Source organism: Arcobacter sp. (genome assembly GCF_050300555.1).
In the GTDB taxonomy this organism is placed as follows: Bacteria; Campylobacterota; Campylobacteria; order Campylobacterales; family Arcobacteraceae; genus Arcobacter.
Genome location: NZ_JBNKXY010000012.1, coordinates 22880 through 36281, shown reverse-complemented (window position 1 = coordinate 36281; position 13402 = coordinate 22880). Strand labels below are relative to the sequence as shown.

Genomic DNA, 13402 nt, shown 5'->3' with positions numbered 1-13402 from the left:
ATTGTCTTTATCTCTCATCCAACATTGTATAGTGTAACTCCAAGCCTTTAGAAGTTGCCACAAAACCATTTACATTGATTTTACCTTCATGTACCATCTTATGATGTTCTTTACATAGTGGTATTAAATTATATTTATGATTTGCATTTACATGACCTATAAAGCCATCTTTATTGGCACGTGCCTGCTCTTTGATATGATGAACATCATCTACACTTCTTCCACAAATAACACACGTAGAAACAATAAGGTCTTTATTGTATTTAGAAGTTTTTCTTTGTGAGATTCTTTCAATTGGTTCATAATCATCTGTTAGTTTTTTTCTAATATCATTTGCCATTCGCAAAAACTCTTTATCCATATGAAGAGATTTTGCATATTCAAGTCCATACATGCTACTTCCGCTTCCATATTGAAGTTTTCTATTAAATATAAGTTTATCTTCACTATCTTCATACATAACAGATAAATGAAGGCATATAATATTTTTAAGTTTTTCTATTTCTGGAAGTTCAGGGAGTTGATGTAAGTGTGTTGCAAACATAAAAATTGATTCTAATTTTGCTAACTTTAATATGGCACTTGCCACAATACTAACTCCACTCATGGTTTCAGTGCTATGACTTATCTCATCACCTAGAACTAAAGAATTTTTAGTGGCTCGATTAAATATATTTTTCAATTCCAACATCTCAACTGCAAAAGAGGATAATCCTTTTGCAATATTATCAGCTCCAGAAATTCTTGTAAATACAGCATCAAAAATAGAGAATCTCATAGAACGACATGGTACATAAAATCCTGCTTGAGCTAAAATTACAGCAATACCAATTGATTTCATAAGTGAAGATTTTCCACTTGAATTTATTCCATAAAGTAAAACACCATGCATCTTGTTATTAAACATATTTATAGGGTTTGAGTGTTTTATAATTACATTATTTTTATACTCATCACTCGCAAGACTAAGTTCTCCTAAGATAATATCATTTGGAACATAAATACCTTGTTCTTCACCCTCTTCAATTATAGGATGTCTTAAATCAATAAGTTCCAAAAAGCTTTCATTATCTTTTGTTTTAACTATCTTTGGAGGTGAGTAGTTGTTCTTTTTTGCTGTTTTTATATTAGAAACTGTTAAATCAATTTCAGCAATAAATTGAACTAACTCTTCAAGTAAAGTTGCAAATTTTTTCTCAAACTCCACAAGTTTTTCTTTAAAAACAAGTTTATTTAACTCAATAATTTTTCTTAAGTTATGTACATATTTGTCTGAAATGTTTTCTGTTAGCTTACAAGTTATTTTTATAGAAGTTGTTTGAACTTTGATTTTAAAATCTTTAAATAAAAGCAACTCATCATCTATTATTAAATGAGAGTTTAAAAGTTCCTCTTTTATAAGATTAAACCTACTTTTTGTAAGTCCTATATAAAATCCCTCTTTATCAAGTCTTTGTACAGTTACAAAGTTTTCATCTGTACTTTTTAAAAATCCTAAAATATGAAACTTCAAAATATCAAGTTTTTCTATTAACTTTTTATTTTCATTTGTTAGTTCATCAATTTTTAAATTAATACCCTCACAAATCATATTTGCTTCCACATCTTTTAACAGATATTTACCACTTACAGATAAATCAAATGTAGAATCAATCGAATCAATAAACAACTGTAATTCTGAAGAAGTACAAGGAGCAGTAAAGAACTTATAGTTTTCCATAAAAGTTACTACTTCTTTGATACTAAGAAGTGAATCATATAAATAGTTTAACTCAAAAGGGTGAAGTCTTGAAAGCTTTATTCTACGAGTAAGCCTTTCTATATCATATATATTTGCCAATTCTCCTTCAATAGGAGTATGATAATCATATAACTCTTTAGAAAGAGCATAACGTCTTAATAATTCTTTTTCATCTTTTACTGGATGAGTAAGCCTCTCTTTTAAAAGTCTTTTCCCCATAGCAGTCGAAGTATTGTTTATAATTTTGATTAAACTTGGATTATGTGAAGTTTCTATTATATTTAATTGTTCTAAAGCGTTGTTCCCAAGATAAATATATCTACTGATATCTAACTTTTGAGGATATGATAATTTTTGAATAATCTTAGCATCATGTCCAATTACAAAATCAATCAATACTGCAAGTGCTTCAGTAGCTAATGGAACTCTTTCCATATCAAGATGTTCTATTGATGTGAGTAAAGATTCTATATTAAATACATTTTTAAATAATTCATTTTGATAAACAATTTTTGGTCTAAAAGAACTTATATGAAATGTTTTATGGGATAATTCAAGATACTCAATTATCTCTTTTTGATTTATGTCTTTATCACAAAAAGATACAACAACTTCATTTGTTTTGTGCATATTCATATAATTAAAACACTCATCCAAAGCAAAGTTTTTATCTTCACTTGTTCCATGAACTTCATTATAATAACACTTACCAGTTGTTACATCTATTGCACTATAACCAACAGAAAAAATCCCTTTATTACAATCAATGACTAAAGATGTAATATTATTTTCATCTTGGTCAATTACAAAATCAAAATTTGTCCCTGGACTAACAACTGTGTCAAGATATCTAGTAACTTTTGGTGGTAAACCTTTTTGTCTTATAATTACTACAGTATATTTTTGCTCTCCAATTATTCTTGCAAGATGTTTCTCAAGTGAAATTGCAGGAACACCAGCCATAATAGGATTTTCTTTTGAATTTTCTAATATAGATTTATTTTTTCTTGTAAGTTGGATATTAAGAAGTTCAGCAATCTCTTTTGCTTTTCCTATTTGTTCTTCTTCATTATTTACTTCATATACTTCAAAAAAAGTACCTATTTCCATAAGTACAACAGTATTTACTCCATATTTTTTTTCAAATATTTTTTGAAGTTTAAAATATGTTACAGTTAAAAGCTCGCCTTTATTTTGTAAAAGCTCATTTACCTCAGCATTTACCACTATCTTCTAACTCCTGTCCATGTTCTTATTAACTCTCTTTGCTCTTTTGATAACTCTGCCTCTTTGTGCATAGAAATATAGCTAGCAAGTGGCATAGAAGCATAAACTGTTCTATATATCTCTTTTAATTTTTTCATCTTTTCTTCTTGGCTATATGATTCCCAACTTGTAAAATCTAAAGCTTTTCGTCCATGTTTCACATGATCATTTATTATCCAAGAAGCAGGAGCAATTGAGCTATACCAAGGCCAAGTAGTTTGATTTGAATGACAATCATAACAAGCATTTTTAAATATTCCCATAACCTCTTTTGGAGCTTGAATTTCCAAAGACTTATCCACAACTGGATTTGTTTTATCTATTTGTATTGCTTGCATTAAAAGTAAAATTATAAAAAAAACTAAAATTGTAACTTTCATCTATTCTCCATAAAACATCTCATAAGGTCTTTTTATAGCATCTAAAAAAGCACCAATACTTATATTTCTTCCTTCTCTTAAAAACTCTTTTCCATCTAAATAAAATAAAATAGTAGGTGCTTGAAAAACCCCAAAATAAGAACTTATATCTAAGTTTTCATCACTTTTTATTTCATAAAAATCTATTTTCTTAAAATTTTTTTCTACCTCTTGCACTATTTTTGGTTTTAATACTTGACAAACAGAACAACTTTTAGAAGAGAAATAGAAAATCAAAGCTTCACCTGAAACAATCTTTTCTTTTATCTCTTTTAAATTATTTATTATCTTCATTCTCTTCTTTTACTTCTTCATCGTCTTTATGATCTTTTCTATTTTGAAAAATATCATGCCTACTTAAACTAATACCCTTCATATGTGTTAAAGGGAAAGCGAAAGCGATACCTTTTCCTTCAGTTGTTATATGCAAAGAATGAATAATCGATTTAATTACAGGATTAACTCTAGCTTTTGGTAATAAAAATAGAAGTAATGAATCATTTGCTTCAAAGGATGTTCGATAAAAATTGTGCATTTTACCAAGTCCCATACCATCAGCTCTTAATACCGTAACACCATTTGCACCTGCTTTACTTGCTGCTTGAATTGCATCTATTTTTTTATCTTTCGGCACAATTATTACTACAGCATAAAAATCCATAGGTAATGAGTGTCTTCTATTACTTCCATCAATATTCACTGTTGCTAAATCCATATTTTCTGCATCAACTAAGTTATCTCGTAAGATATTTTCAGCTTCAATTTGAGTATCTGATTTAACTCCAAGTTTTTCAGTTAATACCCCATAAAGCATAACTGTAATCATTGGAAATAATGATGCAAAAGCAATAAGCCCAAACCCATCAATAAGGGGACTTCTTCCTTCAATATTTGTTGCTAATCCAATTCCTAATGCTGCAACTAATGGTACAGTAACGGTTGAAGTTGTAACACCACCACTATCATATGCTATTGGGATAATATATTTTGGTGCAATAAAAGTAAGAATAATTACAACAATATACCCCACAATAATATAATAATGAATATGCCCACCATCAACTATTCTAAATGCTCCAAGGGCAATACCAATTGCAACTCCAAGAGCAACAAAAAGTCTTAGTGCAAAGTCATTTATTTTACCATCACTAATCTCTTTTGCTTTTTTTGCAATAGCCATAAGTGCGGGTTCTGCCATAGTAGTAGAAAATCCAATAGCAAAAGCAAATACATAAATTATAAATGCTGAATCACCTTTTGTAAGTTCATATGCCATTGTTTCACCAAGGGAAAACAATCCAAGTTCAAGTCCTAATATAAAAGCATATAAACCAATAATTACAAGCCCAAAACCTAAAAATACTGTTTTAATATTTTGAATACTTTTTTTAAGTACTCCATATTGGAAAAACAGAATAATAAGTAAGATTGGTGTTACATCTTTAACTACTGCAATCATTCCATTAATTACAGATTTTACAGTTATATCAGCAGGTGTAGAAATTACAGGATGTAAAACAACATCTGCAACAATTTTTGCATCAACTAAAGAATAAACAGCTATTCCATAAATTTGAACAAAAATCATAGGAGTAAGTGAAGCAAAAGCAATAAGCCCAAAACCATCAATTACAGGATTTCGTCCTTTTATATTTGAAGCCAAGCCAATCCCAAGTGCAGCAACAAGAGGAACTGTTACAGTTGAAGTTGTAACGCCTCCTAAATCATACGCAAGTCCAATAATCTCTTGCGGAGCAAAAAATGTGATGCTTACTACTAAAAGATACCCAGCTATTATATAATAATGAATAGGATGACCTTTAATTATCCTATAAACACCAAGTAAAATAGCAAATCCTACAGAACCAGCAACAACAAATCTTAAGACAGTAGAATCAATTCTACCACTTGAAATTGATGCAGCTTTATCTGCAATTACTGCAAGTGCAGGTTCTGCAATTGTTGTACCAAATCCTATTAAAAATCCAAATATCAATATCCAAATTGTCCATCCAGATTTAGCGAAATCTCTAGCAAGTCCTTCCCCTACTGGAAATATCCCTATTTCCAATCCTTGCAAAAATATCGCTAGTCCAACTCCAACAATAACTAATCCAATACTTGTAGAAACCCATCCTTCTGGAACTGTTTGAATTATTGCTAATTGAAAAAATAAAATTACTAAAACTATTGGTAAAAGATCTCTAAAAGAGTCCTTTAATAATTTTAAGAAAAAATTAAACTGCATCATAATTTATAGTGCGCCCTTTTGTTAAATTTATATATATTAGCGAAAAAAGATAAAATAAAAGTTTTAAGAATAAAAAAATTTGAAGAATCAATATAAGAGAAATTAATCTCTTATATTAAATTTGATGATCAGTGCTTTTAGCCAATCTCTCTTTTTGTGAAAGATAAGAATTAAGTGCACCTAAATAAGCTTTTGCAGTTGCTAACATAGTATCAATACTTAATCCATGTCCTACAAATGATGGAGAAGATTTATCAAATACTACCCTTGTAGTTACTTTTGCAAGTGCATCTTTTCCTTCAGTTACTGAAGTTACATTATAGCTTTGTAACTCACCATTATAGCCAGTAAGTCTATCTATTGTTTTAAAAATAGCATCCATTGTTCCATTTCCAATGTTTGCTTCAATCATAACTTCATCTTTATATTTAATTGATACAGATGCCATAGGAGTTCCAGCAGAACAATCAGAAATTTGTAATCCAACTAATTCATAAGTTTTGTCATGATTTAAGGCTTCATCTGTTATTAACATTCTAATATCATCATCAGTAACATCTTTTTTCTTATCAGCTAAAACTTTAAATCTTTCAAATGCAGTATTTAACTCTTCATCTGATACATTATCAAATCCTAAATTAAGAATTTTATCTTTAAATGCAGCACGACCACTGTGCTTTCCTAAAATTAAATTAGAATCCTTATAAACACCAACATCTTCTGGTTTCATAATTTCATATGTTTCTTGATGTTTTAATACACCATCTTGATGAATTCCACTTTCGTGTGAAAACGCGTTTTTACCTACTATTGCTTTGTTTTGTTGTGGTTCAACACCAGTAATTGTTGCTACTAATTTAGAAGTTGCATATATCTCTTTTGTATTAATTCCTGTATATAACTCACCAAAAGCATCACGTCTAGTTTTTATAGCCATTACAGCTTCTTCTAAAGCTGAATTACCAGCTCGCTCACCTAAACCATTGATAGTAACTTCAATTTGTCTAGCACCATTTAAAACAGCAGCCAAAGTATTTGCAGTTGATAATCCTAAATCATTGTGGTTGTGTACAGAAATAATTGCTCTATCACCTGCAAAAGCACTTAACTCTTTTACCATTGCACCTAACTCTGTTGGTAATCTATATCCAACAGTATCTGGTAAGTTTATAGTTCGTGCACCTGCACCAATAACTGCATCCATTACCTCTTTCATAAAAGAGATTTCACTTCTTCCTGCATCTTCTAATGAAAACTCAACATCATCAACAAATGTTTTAGCATATTCAACTGCATGAATTGCTCTTTTGATAACTTCATCTGGTGACATTTTTAATTTATATTGCATATGAATAGGACTTGTTGCAATAAATGTATGAATTCTATGTTTTGGAGCTTTTGAAACAGCTAAACCTGATTGTTTAATATCATTTTCAATTGCTCTACTTAATGAACAAATACTTGAGTTTTTAACAACTTCTGCAATTCTTGAAACCGCATCAAAATCACCTGGGCTTGCAGCTGCAAATCCTGCTTCAATAACATCAACTCCTAACTTCTCTAACTGTAAAGCAACCTTGATTTTTTCATCTGTGTTCATTGAACAACCAGGGCTTTGTTCCCCATCCCTTAATGTTGTATCAAATACTATAATTCTATTTTTATCCATTGTGTAACCTTTGTAAATTGGGCATATTATATCTTTTTTTAAATAAAAGAAAAACTTGTACGAAAATTGATTTTAATAAATATATAAATATATTTTAGAGGAGGTTTTTGAGAAGTAGCAGAGAGTTTACACTTTTTATGAAATAATTTTTATAAAAATCGAAAATTTTCATTTTACTCTCCTATTAAGTTTGTTGGTAATTATATTTTATAAAACTTAATTTGTCAAGTGAAGTTTTATAAAACTTCACCTGCTTTTATTTTTTTACCTAATTTTATATTTAAATTGTATGTTGTTGGTATATAAATTTTTACAATACCATTTATAAAAATTCCTACTTTTTCGTATTGTGTTGTTTCTTTCTCTTTAGAAAAAGCATGGGAAATATTAAATCGACCAGAAATTAATTCTACTTTTATATCATCAAAAGCTAATACTCTTTTTTCATTTAATTGTTTTGCTTTAAAACTATCACTACATAAATTTAGTCCGTTTATATGTGATAATTCTTTAAATTCTGAATCTTTAGGTGCTATTAGTATATGTGAATCTAATAATCCAACATCCAAATAAACCACGCTTTTAGAATCAATTTTGTCAATGGCAATAATTTCACCACTTATTGGTGAAACTATTGCATCAACTTTTGCTTTTACTTTAAAATTATTTCTATAAATATAAACAAAAAATAATGTTAATAAAAATGCAATTAAAGCTAATGTATCACAAATGAAAAAGTATGCAAAAATAGAAATAGCAAAAAAGATGTAAATATAAAATATTCCTTCTTTTGCTACAAACTTATTTATCATCTTTTTTCTCGTCTTCATTTGTTGAAGATTCGTCATCTTTTTCATCTTCAGAAATTTCTGATGAACTTTCTCCAACTTCTAAGTTATTTTCTATTTTTTCAGAATGTAAATCTTCTTCTTCAAAAATAACTCCACCATTTTCTTTAATGATTTCTCTTACACGTTCACCTGTTATTACTTCTATTTCAAGTAACTCTTTTGTCATTTGTTCAATTGCTTCACTATTATCTCTTAAAGCTTGAAGAACAACTTCATATCTTTCGTTTAACATACCTTTAATATGTGCATCAAGTTCTTTTGCCATATTATCAGAGAAGTCTTTAGTTGTTTGTCCACCTAAAAACTGGTTTGACCTTTTTTCTAAAACCATTAAACCTGCAATATCACTCATACCATAAATTGAAGCCATAGATTTAATAATATCAGTTGCTCGCTCTAAATCGTTTCCTGCACCTGTACTAATCTCTTTGATAAATACTTCTTCTGCTGCTCGCCCACCTAATAACACATCTACTTCTGCAATAAGTTCATGCTTTTGCATTAAATATTTATTCTCTTCTGGTGTATTTAAAGTATATCCAAGTGCTGCTAATCCTCTTGGTACAATTGAAACTTTGTTTACTTTTTTAGCACCTTTTGTAATCTCTGCAATTAAAGCATGTCCAGATTCATGATAAGCAACAATTCTTCTCTCTTTTGGAGAGATTCTTCTTGATTTTTTCTCTAATCCAGCAATTTGTCGCTCAACTGCTTCTTTAAAATGAACATAAGATACTTCTTCTTTTTTAGCTCTTCCAGCTAGTAGTGCTGCCTCATTGATAATATTTGCTAAATCTGCACCTGCAAGTCCTGCTGTCATCTTAGCTACTTCAACTAAATCAACATCTTTAGCTACTTTTACACCTTTGATATGTACATTTAGTATCTCTTTTCTACCTTCAAAATCAGGTTTATCAACTAAAACTTGTCTATCAAATCTTCCTGGACGTAATAATGCAGGGTCTAAAACTTCAGGTCTATTTGTTGCAGCTAATACAATAACAGGTGCTGCTTCTGTTGCAAATCCATCCATCTCTGCTAAAAGTTGATTTAGAGTTTGTTCTCTTTCATCATTTCCACCCATTGGTCCACCAGCTGCTCTACTTTTACCAATAGCATCAATCTCATCAATAAAAATAATTGCAGGTGCTACTTTTTTTGCTTGCTCAAATAAATCTCTAACTCTTGAAGCTCCAACACCTACAAACATCTCAATAAAAGCTGAACCAGAAACTGATAAAAATTCAACATCAGCTTCACCTGCAACTGCTTTTGCAAGTAAAGTTTTACCTGTACCTGGAGGTCCTACTAATAAAACACCTTTTGGAATTTGTGCTCCAAGTTTTACATATCTATCTGGGTCTTTTAAGAAATCAACAACTTCTTGTACTTCTTCTTTAGCCTCTTTATTTCCAGCCATATCTTCAAATTTTACATTTGGTTTTTCAGAGTTAATCATTTTTTTAGAAGATCCAATTCCAAGGATTCCTCCACTTCCACCACCCATAGATTTTGACATTCTTTTTGCTAAAAACATCCAAATTGCAAAGAAAATAAAGATTGGTAGAACCCAACCAAATAATATGTCAGCTAAGACATTCTCTTCATTTACTCCACCATAAGCTATTCCATTTTTTTCTAATGTTGGAATTAACGTTTCATCTGGAACTACCCTTCTTGCTGTATAAGTAATAATATCTGTTCCATTAGATTTTGCAATTGCTTTTACATTTGTATTTCCAATACCTACATATTCAACTTTTCCACTACTAATTAAATTTTTTAAATCAGAATATGCAATATTTTTATGTTTTGTTTGTCCAAATGCTTGAATATTTTGGTTTGCTATAGTTCCTTGATCTTCAGGAAAAAGTGCTTTAAATACCATAATAGTTACAAGAGAAAACAAAACAAAAACTAATAATGGATTATTACTGAAAAAATTATTGTTGTTATTGTTATTGTTTTTATCTTGTTTATTTTTATTTCTATTTCTCAACCTAAACTCCTTTTTTTAATACAAGAGTAACCCAATCATTTTTTTGAATTACCTCAATTTGATTTAAATCATCAAATTTCTTCAAAACTTTATTTAAATGCTTATCTAATATACCTGACAATACTAATGTACCACCATCTTTTAAGCACTTTTTTAACTCTTTGGCAATCATTACTAAAACATCAGCAACTATATTGGCAATGACAAAATCATACTCTTTATTAGAAGCCATTGCACTTCCTACCCAAGCATTAGAAAAGTTGGCATTATTTAATATAAAATTTGATTTTGAACTCTCAATACAAACATCATCTGTATCACAAATATCAACTTTTGCACCTAATTTGCTTGCTGCAATTGATAAAATCCCACTTCCACAGCCTACGTCAATTACTTCATCATTTTCTTTTACGTATTTTGAAATAGCCTCTAAACAACTATTTGTTGTCTCATGATGACCTGAACCAAATGATAATGCTGGATTAATAATAATATCAATTTTACCATCTTTTTCTTCAACCCAAGATGGTCTTATAAAAAATTTACCAACTTCTACTGCTTTTACAGATTCTTGATACTTTTTTATCCAATCTTCATTTTTTTTCTTCTCTATTGAAGTTGTACAACTCAATCCTAAAGCTTTTGCAAACTCTTTAATACCATATTCAACATCTTCTAAATTATCTTCACTTCTTGCAATAAGTCTATTTTCTTCTATTTCAACTGCATTTTGTGTTAATTGATTTAATAAATCTAAGAACAAATCCTGTGAATCTTTTGTATCTATAACTAATTCATAATAATATTCTTCCACTTTTTGTCCTTAAAATTTTATTTATTAGTTTTGTAAACTATTATTTGTAAAAAATGCTTCTATTGTATCTCTCATAATATCTGCATCTTTTATAGTGTTAATTATATCTCTAAATTCAGAAGCTCCATTATAACCCTTTGAATAAGAGTGAAGTAACTTTCTAAACATAATAGCACCATGTGCACCATGAAACTTTAATACTTCATCATAATGTTCTAAAATTATTGCTTTTTTTATATCTTCACTTATATCTTCAACACCATGTTTTAATTGGTAAAAAACCCAAGGTTTACCAATAGCACCTCGACCAATCATTACTCCATCAGCTCTTGTATGGGCTAAAACTTCTTTAGCTTTGGAATAATCTTTTATATCACCATTTGCAATTACAGGAATTGAAACTGCATCTTTTATTGCTTTAATTGCATCATAATCAACTGGAGCTTTATATTTACCAGCTCTAGTTCTTCCATGTACTGATATAAAATCTACACCACAAGCCTCAACAGCTTTTGCAATATCTACTGGAATTTTTTCATTAACTCCAATTCGCACCTTTGCACTGGTATAAAGTTTTTTATTGTATTTTTTAACTGTGCTTAATATCTCTTCAAGTTTTTTTAAATCTCCCAAAAGATTTGAACCACTTCCATGGTTAAAAACTTTTGGAGCTGGACAGCCACAATTTAAATCAATACCATCAATACCTTCCATGTCATTTAGTATCTCAACTGCATCACGTACCAATTCAGCTTTATTTCCAGCAATTTGTACAAAATATGGATCTTCTGAAGGAGATTTTTCTATCATTTTAAAAGTTTTTTTAGAGTTATAAACAAGTGCATTTGATGATATCATCTCAGAAATTGTTAAATCAGCACCAAATTTTTTTACAACAGCTCGAAAGGGTAAATCAGTATAGCCAGCAAGGGGAGCCAACACCATTAAGGGTTGGCTAAAATCAAGTTTATTCATCTTATTTGTTATAACAAAGATTCTCTAAAGTATAATATTTACCTGAATCTTTTAAATCTAAAAGAGCTCTATATGGTTGATATTCTTCCTTAGCATAACTATTTAAAAGTTCTCTTGCTTTATCAATCATTTCATATTCAAATAAAATCACTAAATATGCTTCAACAGCTAACTCATTTTCATTTGATATTGTTTCAAACATTTTAATAAGTTCATCTGGCTGAACAGATTTTTTATAAAGTTTTGCAAATGTTAAATAATCTTCTTTTTCAAACTCAACATCTTTTGTGTACTTAATAATCGCATCATGCTCTAAAGCGAATTCTGAGTTTTCAGAATCTTTTTTCATAAGCTCTAAAACCATCTCTTTGTCAAGTTTTAATCCATCAAGTAATTTTTTAATAGTTGTCATACTTTTATTGTTTATTACATTTGTAAATGCTGCTTTTACTACTTCAGATGAAAAGTCTTTAGATTTTTTCAAAATATCAATAGAGTAATCAACATCCCCATTTACTCTATTTAATAAATTTTTTTGTGCAACATTTCCATTTCTATTGAATTTAAATGTTTTATCACTTACATATTCACCAGAATTTATTTTTATAATATTATTAACAATATTTTTTATGTCACTATTTGAACTTTCAAAATTATCAGTTTTTGGTGAAATTTTCATTTGCGTTAAGATATCTGCTAACTCTTGAAGTGCTTTTTGTTTGAATTTTTTATTTGAATTATTTTCTAATAAAACATCCTTAAAAAATTCAATAATATTTTCTTCATCTTTTTTTACAGAACTTGTTTGTAAATAGTTTTTAAAACCATAAAAAACAATATGAATTATAGTTGCTAAAAATAGTACTGCAACAGGTAAAACAATCCAAGCTGCTATTGGTAAATCAATTGAATAATCTAAAATATTAACTGTATAATTACCTGCTTGTATGCTAAAAACAAAAATATAAACTGCAATAATTAACAACAATGAAAAAGCGACATATTTTTTAAGTCCCATAAATTATCCTTTAGATTTAGTTATTCTCACTCTCATAAATCTCTCTACAAGGTGTACAAAATTTTGCAAATGGCTTTGCTCTTAATCTTCCAATTGCAATAGCTTCATCACACATTTCACAAATACCATATGTTCTGTTATCTATTCTTTTTAGTGCATCCTCAATCTCTTTTAACTCTTTTGATTGTTGATTCGCTATAATCCCTTCTTTAAACGAATCACTTGAAACCTCTGCATAATCATAATCATCATTACATTCTGAGTTTTTTAAAGAGTCAATACTCTCTCTACTTCCTTGAATATTTTTCTCTATTAATTCTTTTCTTTCCGCTAAAATAACCTTTAGCTCTTCAATCTGCTTTGAATTTGCCACATTAAACCTTTTATCTAAAAATTTCG

11 protein-coding genes are annotated in these 13402 nt (G+C 29.2%); all 11 read right to left on the bottom strand.

Annotated elements, in window-relative coordinates; translation table 11 throughout:
• Positions 1 to 7: 7 nt before the first annotated feature.
• Positions 8 to 2968 (bottom strand): MutS-related protein, encoded by a 2961-nt coding sequence (locus tag ACQY5W_RS09825; protein WP_428024786.1) that lies wholly within the window; start codon positions 2966 to 2968, stop codon positions 8 to 10.
• Positions 2968 to 3387 carry a heme-binding domain-containing protein gene (locus ACQY5W_RS09820; protein ID WP_428024785.1) on the bottom strand — a complete coding sequence of 140 codons (420 nt, stop codon included), beginning with the start codon at positions 3385 to 3387 and terminating at the stop codon, positions 2968 to 2970. The genes ACQY5W_RS09825 and ACQY5W_RS09820 overlap by 1 nt, the downstream gene beginning before the upstream one ends.
• Positions 3388 to 3720 (bottom strand): thioredoxin family protein, encoded by a 333-nt coding sequence (locus ACQY5W_RS09815; protein WP_428024784.1) that lies wholly within the window; start codon positions 3718 to 3720, stop codon positions 3388 to 3390.
• The gene (locus ACQY5W_RS09810) at positions 3704 to 5677 is read right to left on the bottom strand and encodes a DUF1538 family protein (RefSeq protein WP_428024783.1); all 1974 of its coding nucleotides are present in this window, start codon (positions 5675 to 5677) and stop codon (positions 3704 to 3706) included. Before ACQY5W_RS09810 ends, ACQY5W_RS09815 begins: the two co-directional genes overlap by 17 nt.
• A gap of 115 nt (positions 5678 to 5792) precedes the next feature.
• The gene (locus ACQY5W_RS09805; RefSeq protein WP_428024782.1) at positions 5793 to 7346 is read right to left on the bottom strand and encodes a 2-isopropylmalate synthase; all 1554 of its coding nucleotides are present in this window, start codon (positions 7344 to 7346) and stop codon (positions 5793 to 5795) included.
• Between the two features lie 236 nt (positions 7347 to 7582).
• On the bottom strand, positions 7583 to 8158 hold the full coding sequence (locus ACQY5W_RS09800; protein WP_428024781.1) for a phosphatidylserine decarboxylase: 576 nt from the start codon (positions 8156 to 8158) through the stop codon (positions 7583 to 7585).
• Entirely contained in the window at positions 8148 to 10196 is a 2049-nt protein-coding gene (ftsH, locus tag ACQY5W_RS09795) for an ATP-dependent zinc metalloprotease FtsH (RefSeq protein WP_428024780.1), read from the bottom strand. Before ftsH ends, ACQY5W_RS09800 begins: the two co-directional genes overlap by 11 nt.
• 1 nt (position 10197) lies before the next feature.
• Positions 10198 to 11010, bottom strand: a complete 813-nt coding sequence (locus ACQY5W_RS09790; protein WP_428024779.1) for a 50S ribosomal protein L11 methyltransferase — start codon at positions 11008 to 11010, stop codon at positions 10198 to 10200.
• Positions 11011 to 11034: 24 nt separating this feature from the next.
• Positions 11035 to 11985, bottom strand: a complete 951-nt coding sequence (locus ACQY5W_RS09785) for a tRNA dihydrouridine synthase (RefSeq protein ID WP_428024778.1) — start codon at positions 11983 to 11985, stop codon at positions 11035 to 11037.
• A 1-nt stretch (position 11986) separates the two neighbouring features.
• Positions 11987 to 13003 carry a hypothetical protein gene (locus ACQY5W_RS09780; protein WP_428024777.1) on the bottom strand — a complete coding sequence of 339 codons (1017 nt, stop codon included), beginning with the start codon at positions 13001 to 13003 and terminating at the stop codon, positions 11987 to 11989.
• A gap of 16 nt (positions 13004 to 13019) precedes the next feature.
• A complete protein-coding gene (dksA, locus tag ACQY5W_RS09775) occupies positions 13020 to 13376 on the bottom strand; it encodes an RNA polymerase-binding protein DksA (protein ID WP_428024776.1) in 357 nt (118 codons plus the stop codon).
• Positions 13377 to 13402: the final 26 nt, after the last annotated feature.

Coding starts and splice junctions, on each gene's coding strand:
- ACQY5W_RS09815 (WP_428024784.1), bottom strand. CDS start 3,720: ATGAAGATAATAAATAATTTAAAAGAGATAAAAGAAAAGATTGTTTCA.
- ACQY5W_RS09785 (WP_428024778.1), bottom strand. CDS start 11,985: ATGAATAAACTTGATTTTAGCCAACCCTTAATGGTGTTGGCTCCCCTT.
- ACQY5W_RS09805 (WP_428024782.1), bottom strand. CDS start 7,346: ATGGATAAAAATAGAATTATAGTATTTGATACAACATTAAGGGATGGG.
- ACQY5W_RS09810 (WP_428024783.1), bottom strand. CDS start 5,677: ATGATGCAGTTTAATTTTTTCTTAAAATTATTAAAGGACTCTTTTAGA.
- ACQY5W_RS09820 (WP_428024785.1), bottom strand. CDS start 3,387: ATGAAAGTTACAATTTTAGTTTTTTTTATAATTTTACTTTTAATGCAA.
- ACQY5W_RS09780 (WP_428024777.1), bottom strand. CDS start 13,003: ATGGGACTTAAAAAATATGTCGCTTTTTCATTGTTGTTAATTATTGCA.
- ACQY5W_RS09800 (WP_428024781.1), bottom strand. CDS start 8,158: ATGATAAATAAGTTTGTAGCAAAAGAAGGAATATTTTATATTTACATC.